The following is a 14,813-nucleotide window of genomic DNA, read 5'->3' as shown; positions in this document are numbered from 1 at the left end:
ATTTTACAGGAGATTCAACAGACGGGCCGCGCAATAGTTGCAAAAAAGGCGCTCATTGGTCAGGCAGGGGAGACGGTCCGCCTCGTTTCGCGGCGCGAAATCACGCGGGAAGGGTGGGCGCGTCCGCGATTATTTCGGCAAGCAGGCTGTTGAGAACGAGGCGACCTGGCAAAGTCGCCGCGATCCGGCTCCCCTGCTTATGGAGCAGCCCCAATGCCGCGAGCCTGTCGACATTCGCCTCGTCGATAACGGCTTGGCTCAATGCGGTTCGGTCAATGCCTTCGTTGAGCCGCAGACCCATCATCACCGCTTCGACGGCCTCGTCACGCGAGGCAAGGCGTTCCTCCGCCTGCAGGCCATGGCCGTTGCGCGCAACCGCCATTAGCCAGTTCTCCGGTTTCTTGTGCCTTACCGTGGCCATAGCGGTGCGCCGGCCATGGGCACCGGGACCGATGCCCGCATAGGGCCGGTAGCGCCAATAGGCGAGATTGTGGCGGCTTTCCTCGCCGGGCCGGGCATGGTTGGAAATTTCATAGGCGGGCAGGCCAACGGCTTCGGTCAGATCCTGCGTCGCCGTATAAAGCGCTGCTCCGTAGTCCGGATCGGCCTCCGCAATCTCGCCCCGTGCGGCCAGCGTCGCGAAGCGCGTGCCGGGCTCGATGGTAAGCTGGTAAAGCGAGAGGTGGTCGGTGCCAAAGGCCAGTGCGCTTTTCAGCTCCGCTGACCAGGCCGCTTCCGTTTGTCCGGGCAGGGCATAGATGAGATCGAAGCTGACGCGGGTGAAGGCCTGTTGCGCAGTCTTGAGCGCAGCCAGGCTCTCGGCCACGTCATGCGCGCGGCCAAGAAAGCGCAGCGCCTCGTCGTCGAGCGACTGGAGACCCAGGGAAACGCGGTTTACGCCCGCCCGGGCGAGATCGCCAAAGCGCGCAGCCTCGACCGAGGACGGGTTGGCTTCCAGCGTGATCTCCACAGCGTCGTCCATGCGCCAATGTTGCCCGGCGGCCTCGATCAGGGCCGCGACGGTCTCCGGCGGCATCAGCGACGGTGTGCCACCGCCAAAGAAGATCGATATCAGCCTGGCATCGGGCAGCAGCGAGGCCTCATACGCCAGATCCGCGAGCAAGGCATCCCGCCAAAGATTCTGATCGACATTGTCCCGGACATGGCTGTTGAAGTCGCAATAGGGGCATTTCGAAACGCAAAAGGGCCAGTGGATATAGAGGGCGAGCTCAGTCATCGCTCCGGAACACGGCCCTGATCAATTTCGCGAAAGCGTCGGCGCGGTGGCTGATCGCATGTTTGCGTGCCGGTTCCATCTCGCCGAAGGTGATATCATGCCCCGCCGGTCGGAAAATGGGGTCATAGCCGAAGCCCTTATCGCCGCGGGGCGGCCAGACAAGCGTGCCATCTACGCGACCCTCGAAAGTTTCTACATGGCGGTCGGGCCAGGCGAGCGAGAGCGCACAGACGAAATGGGCGTCGCGCGAGACTTCGGCGCCGATCGTCTGGAGCTTTTCCTCCACCAGCGCCATTGCCGCTCCGAAATTGCGATCGGGGCCAGCCCATCGCGCCGAATAGATGCCCGGATCGCCCCCCAGCGCGTAGACCGAAAGGCCGCTATCGTCGGCAAGGGCGGGCAGACCGGCCGCGGCTGCCGCCGCCAACGCCTTGAGTTCGGCATTGCCGGCGAAGCTGTCTTCGGTCTCTTCGGGTTCGGGCAAGCCCAGCTCGCCGGCACTCACCACGTCCATACCGAAGGGGGCAAGCAGGTCGGCGATTTCACGCACTTTCCCGGCATTATGGCTGGCGATCACCAGCCTGCCGGGTTCGAGCGTGCGGCTCACCGGGTCGCGGCCTCCTGCGCCGCGAAGATTTCCGTACAACCGATCCGCGCGAGACGGAGGAGGCGCAACAGCGTTTCCTCGTCATAGGTATCGCCCTCGGCGGTCGCCTGCGCCTCGGCGATATTACCGTCCTCGGTAAGCACGAAATTGGCATCGGCCCCGGCGTTGGAATCTTCGGGATAATCGAGGTCGAGAACAGGTTCGCCCTCGAAAACGCCGCAGGATATGGCGGCGATCTTCTGGGTCAGCGGATCTTCGGACAGCTTACCGCTCGCGAGCAGCGAATTGATCGCGAGGCGCAGCGCCACCCAGCCGCCGGAGATCGACGCCGTGCGCGTGCCGCCATCGGCCTGGATAACGTCGCAATCGACCGTGATCTGCAATTCGCCGAGTTTTTCGAGATCGGTCACGGCGCGCAGCGATCGGCCGATTAGCCGCTGGATTTCCTGGGTGCGGCCCGATTGCTTGCCACGCGCGGCTTCGCGATTACCGCGGGTATGGGTTGCGCGCGGCAGCATGCCATATTCGCCCGTTACCCAGCCCGAACCCTTGCCGCGCATCCACGGCGGCACGCGGTCTTCGACGCTGGCGGTGCAGAGCACCCGCGTCTCGCCGAAGCTGATGAGACAGGAGCCTTCGGCATGGGTGGTAAAGCCGGGTTCGATGGTGATTGCCCGCATCTGATCGGGGGCGCGGCCGGAGGGGCGCATGGTCTAAATCCTTTTCGGAAAATGTTGGCCATGCCCCTAAAGCGGGCGCGGCAGCGCGTCCACCCGCTTCATGGCGCGATTGACGGTTTGGTGTTGCGTCAGCCCGTGGGTGTAAGACGGAATGTGCCTTGCTGGGTGGGTGTCGCGAAGCTGATCGTGATGACCGGTGCGACCGGCGCTACAGGCGGCTCGGGCGGTGTGGGAACCCGGTTGCGCTGGCGCACCCGGGAATGGTCCACAACCGCGCGAGCGCGCTCTGAACGGGAACGGGCGCTTGCCGCCGCACTGCGGGCGCGTTCCAATGCGCGATGCGTTTCCGCGCTAGCGAAGGTTTCAGCGCCGGCGACCTGTTCTTCGACGCGCTCCATAATCCGCTCAAGTTCCGCCTCGCGCGCTTCGGCTTCGCGTTCCAGCCGCGCTTCGAGGCGCTCCAGCTCGCGCTCACGGCGGGCCTCTTCCCGTTCCTGGGCGCGTTCGCGGGCTGCTTCGGCGCGCTCCAGGCGTGCTTCCCGTCGCGCCATCTCATGATCGCGCCGTTCGTCGCCCGCTTCCTTGTCGTCGCAACGATCTTCGTCCGCCGCTATCTGCTCGTCGAAATGCTCTTCCACATCGGGCTGGTAGACCGCGCTTTGAAAAAGGTTCGGTGCGGATGTTTGTGCGGCAGACCATGCGATCCGCCCGATGGCCTTGGGGATGACGTTCTCCGGATCGGTAAAGCTGATACTCCAGCTTGCCGGAGCCACCGGCTCGGCGTTGCGCGCCCGGCTGCGTTCGCCATTGCGCGCGCCGCGATTGCGATATTTGTCCGCGTTTTCGGCGCCGCTGCGCGAAGCATGATCAGCCGAACGCGCTGTTTCATGCGCTGTGCGCGCGGCGTCGTTGTTCTGCGCCGCGGTGCCGGTCGTATCTTCCAAGGGCGTGGCCGCCGCGCGCTCCGCATCGCCCTTGTCGCTGTCGCTCTCGGGCGGGGCATTTTCGAAGGCGGCCTCCGCCGATACGGCGATGGTCAGGCACGCCGCGAACACCATGGTCAGCGCTGCAGCCGGCAGGGTTGAGCCGCTTTCGCGGCGGAAGGGTCGCTCGCGCAGCCGGGTGATGCGATCGACGATCGGGGACCGATTGCCATTGGCGGCCATAGCAAAGCCGGGCAGCATATCGCGGCTTTCGAGCGCGACCTTGGAAAGCCCCTTGGCCAGCGCTTGCGTATTCCCGGTTTCGCGCACGACCCGCGCATCGCAGGCAAATTCGCGTTCGAGATCTATCTGGCGCGAGATCCAGCCGATCGCCGGGTGGAAGAAGAAGATGTTGCAGATCATCGCCTGGACCAGGCCCATCAGATAATCCTGGCGGCAGATATGCGCGATTTCGTGAACGAGGATCGCTTCCGCCTGGTCCATTGGCAGGCGCAGGAAAAAGCCGGTGGGCACGAGCACGATCGGTTTCAGCGACCCGATGGTGAGCGGTGTCGTGATCCGAGAGGATTGAAGGATGGTGGCGGCGCTATCGGCGCCGAGCCGTTCGATCCAGAGCCGGAACCGCGCTTCCCATTCGGCAGGAACCGGGGCAATGCCTTCGCGGCGCAGCCGGTTGGTGGCGCGCAGCGCCTGAACATAGCGTATACCGAGCCAGCTGAAGCCCAGCGCCCAGGCCAGGCTGACCAGCCATGTCGTCTGGCCCAGCATCTGAATGAGCGCGGCAAAGCCTTCTACCGACGGCATATTTCCGACGACTGGCGCGGTCGTTGCCAGCGTGCGGTAGCTGATGCCCCAAGTCGCCAGGAACGCCAGCAGCGAAGCCGAGAGGCCGCCATAAGCGATCAGGTAGCGAAGCTGCGCATGATGGCGCGGCAGGAATCGCAGCGCCACCGCAATCAGGGCGGCGATCAGCGCGATCTGCCAGATCGAATGAAGCAAGGCCCAGCCGAGGCTGTCGGCAAGCAATCCCGCGTTAACCCGCATCCTCGTTGTCCCCCTGTTCGGCCTCCAGCTCAGCAATGAAGGCCTTGATTTGCTCTATCTCGCTCGTCGAGACGTCTTCGCGCCCCAGCGCGTGCATCACGAGATCGTTCGTCGAATTGCCGAAAACGGTGCGCACGAGCCGGTCGAGCAGGGTTGCGCGGGTTTCCGATGCGGGCTGGGTCGCGACATAATCGAAGGATTTGCCCTTGCCAGGAATCCGGTCCACCAGCCCCTTGTCCAGCATCCGCTGAAGCTGTTTGAGGACGGTCGTATAGCCGACATCGCGGCTTTTGCGGATTTCCTCATGGACGGTGCGCACGGACACAGGCTGGCGCTGCCAGACTATCTGGAGGATTTCCGCTTCGGCCTCGGAAGGCGGGGGTAGGGTTTTGTCGGTGTTGGCCATAGTCGGGACTCTAGGAGTCCGCGCGTATCGAATTTGCCAATTTACGTCAAATGTCGTGGTTCGCTCTTCGACGAACGGTTGGCCAAAGACGCCGAACGGCAGGATGAGCTAAGCCACTGGCGCAATGACCGCGGATTACCTACATCTCCGGAATGACAGGGCCGAGCGTCAACGAATTGTCCGAACGCGCGCGCGAAGTGTTTCGCACCGTTGTCGAAAGCTATCTGGAGAGCGGCGAGCCGGTCGGATCGCGCACGATCTCCAGAATGGCGGCGCTCAGCCTGTCGCCGGCATCGATCCGCAACGTGATGCAGGATCTTGAGGAGCTGGAACTGCTGGCCGCGCCGCATACCAGCGCCGGCCGAATGCCGACCGAACTGGGGCTGCGGCTCTTCGTCGACGGGATGATGCAGGCCGGCAAGCTGACGGCCGCCGAACGCAAGGCGCTGGAATCGCAGATCGACAGCGGCGACCCCGTCGAAGAAGCGGTTTCGCGAACGACGGCGGCGCTTTCAGGGCTTTCTGCCTGCGCCGGCATCGTCCATGTCCCGAAACGCGAACCCGTGCTGAGCCAGTTCGGCTTTGTTCCGCTTTCCGATGGCCAGGCGCTGGCCGTGCTGGTGGGCGGTGACGGCACCGTTGAAAATCGCGTGATCGATCTGCCCAGTCCGGTTCCCGCGTCGACGCTGGCAGAGGCTGCGAATTATATCAGCGCGCGGCTGACCGGGCTGACGCTCGAACAGGCGCTGGCGCGGCTGGAGACGGAGATTTCGCGCGGCAAGGCGGCGCTCGATGTGGCGGCGCAGGATCTGATCGCGCGGGGGCTCGCCACCTGGTCGCGCGACGGATCGCAGCGGCCGGTGCTGATCGTTCGCGGGCAGGCGAATTTGCTCGACGAAACCGCCGCAGCCGATCTCGATCGCATCCGCCAATTGCTCGACGAGCTGGAGGGCAAAGAGGAAATCGCGCTGCTTCTCGATTCCGCGCGCGACGCCCGGGCGATGAAGATTTTCATCGGTTCGGAGAACAAGCTGTTCTCGCTTTCGGGCTCGTCGGTGATCGCTGCGCCCTATCATGATAGCGAGGGGCAGGTGGTCGGCGTGGTCGGCGTAATCGGCCCGACACGCTTGAACTATGCGCGAGTCGTTCCCATGGTGGATTTCACCGCACAAACCTTATCGAAATTAGTGAGCTAGAATACGATTATGGACGGCCAGAAGACCGAGAATATCGAAGACGAGATCCTGTCGGACGAGGCGGAAGCCGAACTGAAGGGTGTACCCGAAAGCATGCGCGACGACGGCGACGAGGACCAACCGTCCGATGCCGATCGTATCGCCGAACTGGAAGAGGCGCTCGCCGTCGCCCAGCAGGATGTGCTGTACGCGAAAGCCGAGGAGCAGAATACGCGCCGCCGGCTGGAGCAGGAGCGGCAGAATGCGAGCGCCTATGCGGCGACCGCTTTCGCCCGCGATATTCTGTCGGTGGCCGACAATCTTGAACGCGCGCTCGGGAGCATTCCCGAAGAGTTGCGCGAAGACGAGAAGTTCAAGGGGCTTGTCACCGGGCTCGAAGCGACCGGCAAGGAACTGATCTCGGTTTTCTCGCGGCACGGCATCGAGGAGATCGAGGCGCTGGGCCAGTCGCTCGATCCCAACAAGCATCAGGCGATGGTCGAGATCCCGGATGGCGAGGCCGAACCCGGCACGATCGTTCAGCAGATGCAGCGCGGTTATATGATCAAGGACCGGCTGCTCCGCCCGGCGATGGTCGGGGTCGCCAAAAAGCCCGAATAGTAGCGGTCAGGCCTGAAGCGTGTAGCGAGACTCTCCCGGCGCGCGGCACATCGTTTTCTGCGCCGTGGTTTCCTGGCCGTCGATGATGACGACATCGGTTACCTCGAGGCACGTCGCGCCGCTGGGTTCGGAATTCAGCGCGGTCACCGTCGAGCTGCCCGAAACGTCGCCGCGGACCGGGCTGGTCCATTCCGCCGTTGCGCCGACCTCTTCCCGCTGGGTCACTTCCTCGGTCGCTTCGGCGGCGAGCTCCTGCTCTTCCGTGGTCAGCTGGCAGGCGATCTCGGCGACGAGCACGCCGGCGAACTGGCCGGCGATGATCCCGCCCAGGGTGCCGATGCCGAGCCGGTCTCCGGCGATCCCGCCCAGAATCCCGCCGAGGATGCCGCCGCCCGCGCGTTCGGTGCCGCAATCCTGGTCGCCATTGCCACCGCCACCGCTTCGTCCGCCGCTCGCCACGGCCGTCGGTGCAGGACGGCCGTCGCACTGGACATAGCTGCAAAACGTATCCTGCAGGTAGGCGCGGTCGCCCTGATAGCGCGTTTCCAAGGCGCGATGGGTTTCGAAATGGGCGCCGTCGGGGTTCGAGGCTTCATGCTCCTGCGTCACTTGCGCGAAGAAGCCGTCGGCCTGTTCCTGGGTATAGTCGAAATCATTCTGGACCTGCTCGGTATAGATCCGGGAAATCTCGCCCTGATGTTCGATCATCGCCGACCGATAGGGGACGAGGACCTCGGCATTATAGGCGTCGAGCCGGGCGATGCAGCGATTGGTTTCCTCCGCCCGTTCATTGGCGTCGCCGCGGCGCTGCCAATCGTCCCGGCATTCGGGATAGGGTTCGTCGGCCAGCTGCGGCGTCGCCGGCAGCTCGGGGAGCGGCGGGGGCGGCGGACGCTGCGAGAACGCGACCATCGGCAGCGCGAAAAGCGCCGCGATTCCAGCCATTACGCCCCAGCGCTTGCAAAAACCGAACGCCATTGAAACTCTCCCCACTATTAGCGGCGAGGATAGCCCGGGCAGCACCCGTCGGCAACGCCAGGCATCAGACGCGCTGGGCGCGGTTTTCGTCGCGATGCTTTTTCAGATATTTCATGAAGGGCGTGCCGCCGGTGCCGACATCGGTGGCGTTGCCGGTGCCCGATTGCGCCTGCTTGTTGATATAGCTGGCCGCATATTCCAGGTGCCGGGTGCGGAAGCGCGCGACATGCTCCACGCAGATATTGAACGCGTCCTTCACGGCCGTGTTCGCTTCCTTGGCAAAGGCGCGCAGGCCGCTCGCCGCTCCCAGATCCTCGATGAAACGGCGATGCGGCACCGGGCGATAGGCGTGAAGCTCGTCCAGATATTCGCGCAGCGGATCGTTTTCATGGGTGACGTTGAACAGCGCGTCCATCGCCGGGACGATCGAGCTTTGCGATCCGGTTTGCCCGCGAAAGGCCTGCGGCTTGCCGCCATAGCGCTCGACGCCTTCATAGATCAGGCCTTCGGAAATCGCCGGATTGTTCTTCCAGCCATGGATATAGGGCCGCACGCGCTGATAATAGATATAGGGATCGCAGCGCTCGGGCATCCGGTCGAAATGCCGGTTGATGCGCCGCCAGACGGTATCCATCGTCTGCAGCAGCTTCTCGACTTGGTCGGCATCGCCATCATCGCTGGCACGGACGAGATCGACGCCGAGTTCGAGCGCGCGGCCCGCTTCCGCCTCGATCGCGACATGGACGAGCACGAACCAGTTCTCGTCGACCCCGCCGAAGAAATTCTGCCGCATCGCAATATTGTCGAGCGCGATATCGCCGGCCTTGTCGAGCCGATACCAATTGTCGAGCACATAGCCCGAATAGGGGAGCAGCGGGGCCTGGCCCAGCGCGTTCGCCAGCGCGTCGATCGGCACCGCCAGATTGGCGGGCAGCACGGTCGGCGCATGATGCTCGCCCCAGACATAGGCCTGGACGAGGAAGGAATAGCGCACCATCGCGACGCGGATTTCGGCATTGCTCGCCTCGTTCAGGAACGCGGCCATGTCCGGCTGGGGCAGGGCTTCGAGCCAACGGCGGACGCGGCCCGAAGTGAGCAGAGCGGAAAGATCGTCGGCCGCGGCGACGATGGGATCGAAAGCGGCGGGCAGGACGATCTCGTCGATTTCGAAGTCCGACAGATAGCCGCGTTCGCCCGACAAGCCGTAATGGCCCAGGTCCTTCAGTGCAGTCATGTCATCCTCAATCTTGAAATTTTGTTATGGCGCAGGCTTATCATCTTTCGCCCTGAGTCGCTACACAGGTCGCCAGATGCCGGGCACGGATCCGGTTGACACTGGTTGACACAGGGCGGGGGTCGCCGGGGCCATTCCCGCCCTAAATTTACAAACTTCACACACAGCGTTGCGTGCGCGGGCAATTATATTTCCCACCCTGTCCGGCAAGTTGCGAAAGTCACGCACCGGAACGGCGGGGTGGCAGACGGGGTCAAAGAGCCTGCGAGCTTGGGGACTCGGAAGCACCATCGTGAGGGAGGTTTTCCTATTTTGGAAGGGAAATCATATTCGGGGATTTAGCAGAACACTGCAATCCAACAGTCAACTTAGCGCCTTCACAATCAGCCAGGCACCCAAACCGCACATGATCAATCGCACCACAATTGTAGCTGCAAGACTGCGGTTCTTGGAAACCGCCGCCACGGCAGCGCACACGACGAAAAAATTCCAAACAACAATAGTCGCCAGAAAGATCACAAAAACGATATTTGCGACGCTCATCTAATTGCTATCCCGCCTTGAACGGCAAGATCGCCTCATAGCTCTTGAGCGACGGCGCGCCCGGCACGGTCTCGCCTTCGCGCAGCAGGAAGGTGTGGCGGACGATTTCGGCCTGCTGCTCGATGCCGTAGCGCCCCAGCGGCCAGCCGGGTTTCAGGCTGTAGGAATAGCGGCAGAAGGGATGGCGTTTCAGCGGCAGGAAGATGCCGCACTGATACTGCCAGACATGGGTCATCTCGTGGAGGAACAGCGCCTGCAGCTTGCGCGGCGCGTCGCCGAAATCCGCGCGCCAAAAGGGGCCTTTGGGATGGAACCAGATGCCGCCGGTCGGCGCCATCAGCACGTCGCGCGGCTGGAAGGGAAACCAGCGTTTCCGGTGCAGCTTCACCCGATCATAGTCGATCGCCTTGCCGAAGATGCTGGCGGCCAGGGCTGTCTCGGCATGGGTGAGGGGGCGGCTAACGGCGTCGGTCATGACGCCCTTTCACCGGCTTTGCGGCAAGAGGGCAAGCCGCTTGTTCGCGGCTCGCCCTCCGTCGCACCCCCCGCTGCGATCAGTTGCTGTAGAGTTCGGATATGTCGAGGATCGCCGATTCCAGCCGGGTGCTGCCGAAGGTGCCGACCCAGATATCATATTGGCCCGAGCGCGGCGTATCGAACCGGATCGACGGGTTGAGCCCGTCGCCGCCATCGTCGTTGCAATACCATTCGCCGCTGGGCCCGTTGACGACCAGGGTGGTATCGGAGCTGGAGGCGACCGAGATGATCAGCGGCAGCCGGCCGCTTGTATAGCGAACCCGGTAATCGGGCGCGCGGGAGATATTGCCGCGGCACGAACTGTCGACCACCGACGCGCTGATCGGCCCGCCGGACTGGAGGCGGATCCGGTGCGGATCGGGCGTGAAGCCGGAACGCAGGGTGGCCGATCCATAGGTGGGATCGAGGCTGAAATCGGGCGCGCCGCCGGAGCCGCCCGAACGGTTGGAAATATCGTCATAGAGTTCCGAAACGCCGAGCACCGCCGCGCGCACGCTGGCGCTGCCATAGGTGCCCACCCAGACTTCGTAGCGGCCCGAAAGCGGCTGGTTGAAGCGGACCGACGGGTTGAGGCCCTCGCCGCTGTCATCGTCGCAATACCAGCGGCCGTCGGGCGCGTTGACGACGAGCGTGGTGTCCGAATCGGAATCGGCCGAGAAGATCAGCGGCAGGCTGCCGCTCGAATAGACCACCCGCACATCGGGCGCATTGGCGACAAAGCCGCGGCACGGGCTGCCGATCGCCGAAGCGTCGATACTGCCGCCGGATTGCAGCTGGACAAGCCGCGGATCATTGTTGAAACCTGCCCGCAGCTCCAGCGTGCCATAAGTCGGATTGAGATCGGCATTCTGCGCGACGGCAGGCGCCGAAATCGCTGCGGTAAAAACAGCGGCCGTAATGGCGAAGCTGCGAAAACTCGTCATGGTAATTCCCCCCTCATCACAAAAAGCTGCGACCCTTATTGCGAATTGATCGCAAGCTAGCCCAAGCCGGCTGGACAATCCAGCATTTAATGCCATCTTTTTCCGATAGTTGACCCGTTCAGTGCGCGCCGTGATCCTGCCCGGATTCCTGCGCCGGCGCGTCGTCGCCGGCGTCGATCGTGGCCGCTTCGATCGAGACATCGCGGCCGCTGTCGAAGCGGAAGTGGAGCGTCAGGTTTGTCCCCGCCGTCACTTCGGGATCGACGCCGAACAGCATCGCGTGGCGGCCGCCGGGTTCGAAGGCGATCGTCTCGCCGGCCGGAATATCGACCGACATGATCGGCCGCATCCGCATCGCGCCGCCTTCCATCGTCGTCTCGTGCAGTTCGATGCTAGCCACCCGTTCGCTGTCGACCGCGATCAGCGTGTCGCCGGCGTCGCCGCCATGGAGCGTGAAATAGGCCGCGGCCGGCCGGCCATCGACCGCCGGAAGCCGCACCCAAGCGTTTTCGACCGGATCGGCAGGGGCTTCGTCGGCGCCTTGACTGCAAGCGGAAAGGGCGATGGCCGCGAACCCGGCCAGGAGAGCATAGCGCATTGAAATCCCCAAATCTTGACGAGGGCTTTCCATTAGTTGCGCCAGGTGCTTGCAGCAAGGAAAAGCCCACCTATATCGCCCAGTGAAGCCGCGCCGCCGGCTCTCGCTTCTTTATAAGGGGAGCCGACGGCTCCGCCAGTTATTGGGGAAATTCAGAGGGATAGAATGGCAAAAGTTATTGGTATCGATTTGGGCACGACGAACTCGTGCGTTGCTGTCATGGAAGGCGGCAAACCCAAGGTCATCGAAAATTCGGAAGGTGCGCGCACGACCGCGTCGATGGTCGCCTTCACCAAGGATGGCGAGCGCCTTGTCGGCCAGCCGGCCAAGCGCCAGGCCGTCACCAATCCGGACAATACGGTTTTCGCGGTGAAGCGCCTTATCGGCCGCCGCTTCGACGATCCGTTGACCAAGAAGGACATGGAACTCGTCCCCTATGACATCGTCAACGGGGGCAATGGCGACGCCTGGGTGAAGGCGGGCGGCGAAGATTATTCGCCCTCGCAGATCTCGGCCTTCATCCTGCAGAAGATGAAGGAAACGGCGGAAAGCTATCTCGGCGAAACCGTCGAGCAGGCCGTCATCACCGTGCCCGCCTATTTCAACGACGCCCAGCGCCAGGCGACCAAGGACGCCGGCAAGATCGCCGGCCTCGAAGTGCTGCGCATCATCAACGAGCCGACCGCGGCCGCGCTCGCCTACGGGCTTGAGAAGAATGACGGCAAGACGATCGCCGTCTACGATCTCGGCGGCGGTACGTTCGACATCTCGATCCTCGAGATCGGCGACGGCGTGTTCGAGGTGAAGTCGACCAATGGCGACACCTTCCTCGGCGGCGAGGATTTCGATTCCAAGGTCGTCGCCTTCCTGGCCGACGAATTCAAAAAGGCCGAAGGCATCGATCTGCGCGGCGACAAGCTGGCGCTGCAGCGGCTGAAAGAGGCCGCCGAAAAGGCGAAGATCGAGCTGAGCTCCGCCCAGTCGACCGAGGTCAACCTGCCGTTCATCACCGCCGACCAGAACGGGCCGAAGCATCTGGTGAAGACGATCACCCGTTCGGACCTGGAAAAGCTTGTCGGCGATCTCATCAAGCGCACGCTCGATCCCTGCAAGAAGGCGATCGAGGATGCCGGCATCGCTTCGGGCGATATCGACGAGGTGATCCTTGTCGGCGGCATGACCCGCATGCCCAAGGTCCGCAGCGTGGTTGAGGATTTCTTCGGCAAGGAACCGCATACCGGCGTCAACCCGGACGAAGTCGTCGCCATGGGCGCGGCGATCCAGGCCGGCGTTCTGCAGGGCGACGTCAAGGACGTGCTGCTGCTGGACGTGACCCCGCTCTCGCTCGGCATCGAAACGCTGGGCGGCGTCTTCACCCGGATGATCGATCGCAACACGACGATCCCGACGAAGAAGACGCAGGTCTATTCGACCGCCGACGACAACCAGAATGCGGTGACGATCCGGGTTTTCCAGGGCGAACGCGAAATGGCGGCCGACAACAAGATGCTCGGCCAGTTCGATCTGGTCGGCATTCCTCCCGCGCCGCGCGGCGTGCCGCAGATCGAGGTCACGTTCGACATCGACGCCAACGGCATCGTCAACGTTTCGGCCAAGGACAAGGGCACCGGCAAGGAACAGCAGATCAAGATCCAGGCGTCGGGCGGCCTCAACGACGAGGACATCGAGAAGATGGTCCAGGAGGCCGAGCAGTTCGCCGATGACGACAAGGCGCGCCGCGTAGCGGCCGAGGCCAAGAACCAGGCCGAAAGCCTCGTCCATTCGACCGAGCAGCAGCTTGCCGAGCATGGCGACAAGATCGACGCCGAGCTGAAGGCCGATATCGAAGCCAAGCTTGCCGAAGCCAAGGCGGCGATCGAGGACGACGACAGCGAAGCGATGAAGACCACTTCGGAAGCGCTCGCCCAGTCCGCGATGCAGATGGGCCAGAAGATCTACGAGACCCAGCAGGCCGAGGCCGGCTCCGCCGAAGGCGAAGCGGGCGCGGAGGAGGCGGCACCGGCCGACGAAGATGTCGTCGATGCCGAATTCTCCGAGGTCGACGAAGACAACAAGGCGTGACACGTAAAGGGGGAGGAGACATGCGCGCTCCTCCCTTTTTCGTCCCATTATACGGCATGCTGGGGCAGCAATGACCGAAGTCGATTTCTACGAACTTTTGCAGGTGGAGCGGGGTGCCGACGGCGCCACGATCAAATCCGCCTATCGCAAGCTGGCGATGGAATGCCATCCCGATCGCAATCCCGGCGATGCCGAGGCCGAAGCCAAGTTCAAGACCATCAACGAAGCCTATGAATGCCTGAAGGATCCGCAAAAGCGCGCGGCCTATGATCGCTTCGGCCATGCCGCCTTCCAGAATGGCGGCGGCGGGACCCCGGGCGGCGGCGATGGTTTCGGCGCCTTTTCCGACATTTTCGAGAATATCTTCGGCGAGGATTTCATGGGCGGCCGGGGGCGTGGCGGCCGGCAGGATGTCCGGCGCGGCGCGGACCTGCGCTACGATTACGAGATCACGCTCGAAGACGCCTATCACGGCAAGGACGCGGAACTGACGCTGGACGTCGCGGCCGCGTGCGACGCGTGCGAGGGTTCGGGCGCGAAGCCCGGCACCGGCGCACAGACCTGCGCCACCTGCCAGGGCCATGGCAAGGTCCGCGCGCAGCAGGGCCTGTTCCTGGTCGAACGCACCTGCCCGAGCTGCCACGGCATGGGCCAGGTGATCGCCGATCCGTGCGACCAGTGCCGCGGCGAGGGCCGGGTCGACCAGACCAAGACGATCGACGTCAAGATCCCGCCCGGAGTCGACGAAGGCACGCGCATCCGCGTGTCCGGCGAGGGCGAGGCGGGCGCGCGCGGCGGGCCGGCCGGCGATCTCTACATCTTCGTCCATCTTTCGCGCCACCAGCTGTTTCAGCGCGAGGGCACGGCGCTGTTCGCGCGCTGCCCGATCTCCTTCACGACCGCCGCGCTCGGCGGCTCGATCGAGGTGCCGGGGCTCGACGGCGAGGTGCATGAATTCGTCGTTCCCCCGGGAATGCAGACCGGCAAGCAGCTGCGGAAACGCGGCGCGGGCATGCCGGTGCTCCAGGGCCGCGGCCATGGCGATCTCGTCGTCCAGTTCGATGTCGAAACGCCCACCAAGCTCTCCGCGCGGCAGAAGGAAATCCTCCAGGAATTCCGCGAAACCGAGACCGGCGAGGAATGCCCCGAAAGCGCGGGCTTCTTCGACAAGCTCAAATCCATGTTCGGCGAGTGACGGGCGCCG

Annotated in this window: 15 protein-coding genes; 4 read left to right on the top strand and 11 right to left on the bottom strand. The window is 63.7% G+C overall.

Annotated features, from left to right (window positions below):
* Positions 1 to 100: 100 nt before the first annotated feature.
* The 5 genes from hemW to H6P80_RS11500 all read right to left on the bottom strand — a co-directional run bounded on the left by hemW (position 101) and on the right by H6P80_RS11500 (position 4,918).
* A complete protein-coding gene (hemW, locus tag H6P80_RS11520; RefSeq protein ID WP_185801516.1) occupies positions 101 to 1,237 on the bottom strand; it encodes a radical SAM family heme chaperone HemW in 1,137 nt (378 codons plus the stop codon).
* Positions 1,230 to 1,844: an RdgB/HAM1 family non-canonical purine NTP pyrophosphatase gene (rdgB, locus tag H6P80_RS11515; RefSeq protein ID WP_185801515.1), complete on the bottom strand. Its 615-nt coding sequence runs from the start codon at positions 1,842 to 1,844 to the stop codon at positions 1,230 to 1,232. Before rdgB ends, hemW begins: the two co-directional genes overlap by 8 nt.
* Positions 1,841 to 2,554 carry a ribonuclease PH gene (gene rph, locus H6P80_RS11510; protein WP_185801514.1) on the bottom strand — a complete coding sequence of 238 codons (714 nt, stop codon included), beginning with the start codon at positions 2,552 to 2,554 and terminating at the stop codon, positions 1,841 to 1,843. Before rph ends, rdgB begins: the two co-directional genes overlap by 4 nt.
* Before the next feature lie 98 nt (positions 2,555 to 2,652).
* A complete protein-coding gene (locus H6P80_RS11505; RefSeq protein WP_185801513.1) occupies positions 2,653 to 4,512 on the bottom strand; it encodes a M56 family metallopeptidase in 1,860 nt (619 codons plus the stop codon).
* Positions 4,502 to 4,918 (bottom strand): BlaI/MecI/CopY family transcriptional regulator, encoded by a 417-nt coding sequence (locus H6P80_RS11500; protein ID WP_185801512.1) that lies wholly within the window; start codon positions 4,916 to 4,918, stop codon positions 4,502 to 4,504. The genes H6P80_RS11505 and H6P80_RS11500 overlap by 11 nt, the downstream gene beginning before the upstream one ends.
* A 152-nt stretch (positions 4,919 to 5,070) precedes the next feature.
* Here H6P80_RS11500 and hrcA point away from each other — a divergent pair, with 152 nt between their 5' ends.
* Positions 5,071 to 6,114: a heat-inducible transcriptional repressor HrcA gene (hrcA, locus tag H6P80_RS11495; RefSeq protein ID WP_185801511.1), complete on the top strand. Its 1,044-nt coding sequence runs from the start codon at positions 5,071 to 5,073 to the stop codon at positions 6,112 to 6,114.
* 9 nt (positions 6,115 to 6,123) lie between these two features.
* The gene (gene grpE / locus H6P80_RS11490; protein ID WP_185801510.1) at positions 6,124 to 6,714 is read left to right on the top strand and encodes a nucleotide exchange factor GrpE; all 591 of its coding nucleotides are present in this window, start codon (positions 6,124 to 6,126) and stop codon (positions 6,712 to 6,714) included.
* A 6-nt stretch (positions 6,715 to 6,720) separates the two neighbouring features.
* On the opposite strand, the gene H6P80_RS11485 is transcribed toward grpE, so the two are convergent.
* From H6P80_RS11485 to H6P80_RS11460, 6 genes are all read right to left on the bottom strand, one after another.
* On the bottom strand, positions 6,721 to 7,692 hold the full coding sequence (locus H6P80_RS11485) for a hypothetical protein (RefSeq protein WP_185801509.1): 972 nt from the start codon (positions 7,690 to 7,692) through the stop codon (positions 6,721 to 6,723).
* A gap of 64 nt (positions 7,693 to 7,756) precedes the next feature.
* Positions 7,757 to 8,926 carry a PrnB family protein gene (locus H6P80_RS11480; protein ID WP_185801508.1) on the bottom strand — a complete coding sequence of 390 codons (1,170 nt, stop codon included), beginning with the start codon at positions 8,924 to 8,926 and terminating at the stop codon, positions 7,757 to 7,759.
* Positions 8,927 to 9,289: 363 nt separating this feature from the next.
* A complete protein-coding gene (locus H6P80_RS11475; RefSeq protein WP_185801507.1) occupies positions 9,290 to 9,469 on the bottom strand; it encodes a hypothetical protein in 180 nt (59 codons plus the stop codon).
* 7 nt (positions 9,470 to 9,476) lie between these two features.
* The gene (locus H6P80_RS11470; RefSeq protein ID WP_185801506.1) at positions 9,477 to 9,944 is read right to left on the bottom strand and encodes a vgr related protein; all 468 of its coding nucleotides are present in this window, start codon (positions 9,942 to 9,944) and stop codon (positions 9,477 to 9,479) included.
* Positions 9,945 to 10,023: 79 nt separating this feature from the next.
* Entirely contained in the window at positions 10,024 to 10,929 is a 906-nt protein-coding gene (locus H6P80_RS16400; protein ID WP_221892991.1) for a hypothetical protein, read from the bottom strand.
* Positions 10,930 to 11,047: 118 nt separating this feature from the next.
* Positions 11,048 to 11,527 (bottom strand): copper chaperone PCu(A)C, encoded by a 480-nt coding sequence (locus H6P80_RS11460; protein ID WP_185801505.1) that lies wholly within the window; start codon positions 11,525 to 11,527, stop codon positions 11,048 to 11,050.
* A gap of 165 nt (positions 11,528 to 11,692) precedes the next feature.
* Here H6P80_RS11460 and dnaK point away from each other — a divergent pair, with 165 nt between their 5' ends.
* A complete protein-coding gene (dnaK, locus tag H6P80_RS11455; protein ID WP_185801504.1) occupies positions 11,693 to 13,609 on the top strand; it encodes a molecular chaperone DnaK in 1,917 nt (638 codons plus the stop codon).
* A gap of 70 nt (positions 13,610 to 13,679) precedes the next feature.
* Positions 13,680 to 14,804, top strand: coding sequence for a molecular chaperone DnaJ (gene dnaJ, locus H6P80_RS11450; RefSeq protein WP_185801503.1), 1,125 nt, complete (start codon positions 13,680 to 13,682; stop codon positions 14,802 to 14,804).
* Positions 14,805 to 14,813: the final 9 nt, after the last annotated feature.

The organism is Parasphingopyxis marina, from assembly GCF_014237875.1.
Classification (GTDB): domain Bacteria; phylum Pseudomonadota; class Alphaproteobacteria; order Sphingomonadales; family Sphingomonadaceae; genus Parasphingopyxis; species Parasphingopyxis marina.
This window is presented reverse-complemented; position numbering and strand designations above follow the sequence as displayed.

Excerpts from the sequence above, each read along its gene's own strand:
- hemW (WP_185801516.1), bottom strand. The coding sequence starts at position 1,237 with ATGACTGAGCTCGCCCTCTATATCCACTGGCCCTTTTGCGTTTCGAAA.
- rph (WP_185801514.1), bottom strand. The coding sequence starts at position 2,554 with ATGCGCCCCTCCGGCCGCGCCCCCGATCAGATGCGGGCAATCACCATC.
- H6P80_RS11505 (WP_185801513.1), bottom strand. The coding sequence starts at position 4,512 with ATGCGGGTTAACGCGGGATTGCTTGCCGACAGCCTCGGCTGGGCCTTG.
- H6P80_RS11500 (WP_185801512.1), bottom strand. The coding sequence starts at position 4,918 with ATGGCCAACACCGACAAAACCCTACCCCCGCCTTCCGAGGCCGAAGCG.
- hrcA (WP_185801511.1), top strand. The coding sequence starts at position 5,071 with ATGACAGGGCCGAGCGTCAACGAATTGTCCGAACGCGCGCGCGAAGTG.
- grpE (WP_185801510.1), top strand. The coding sequence starts at position 6,124 with ATGGACGGCCAGAAGACCGAGAATATCGAAGACGAGATCCTGTCGGAC.
- H6P80_RS11485 (WP_185801509.1), bottom strand. The coding sequence starts at position 7,692 with ATGGCGTTCGGTTTTTGCAAGCGCTGGGGCGTAATGGCTGGAATCGCG.
- H6P80_RS11480 (WP_185801508.1), bottom strand. The coding sequence starts at position 8,926 with ATGACTGCACTGAAGGACCTGGGCCATTACGGCTTGTCGGGCGAACGC.
- H6P80_RS11475 (WP_185801507.1), bottom strand. The coding sequence starts at position 9,469 with ATGAGCGTCGCAAATATCGTTTTTGTGATCTTTCTGGCGACTATTGTT.
- H6P80_RS11470 (WP_185801506.1), bottom strand. The coding sequence starts at position 9,944 with ATGACCGACGCCGTTAGCCGCCCCCTCACCCATGCCGAGACAGCCCTG.
- H6P80_RS16400 (WP_221892991.1), bottom strand. The coding sequence starts at position 10,929 with ATGACGAGTTTTCGCAGCTTCGCCATTACGGCCGCTGTTTTTACCGCA.
- H6P80_RS11460 (WP_185801505.1), bottom strand. The coding sequence starts at position 11,527 with ATGCGCTATGCTCTCCTGGCCGGGTTCGCGGCCATCGCCCTTTCCGCT.
- dnaK (WP_185801504.1), top strand. The coding sequence starts at position 11,693 with ATGGCAAAAGTTATTGGTATCGATTTGGGCACGACGAACTCGTGCGTT.
- dnaJ (WP_185801503.1), top strand. The coding sequence starts at position 13,680 with ATGACCGAAGTCGATTTCTACGAACTTTTGCAGGTGGAGCGGGGTGCC.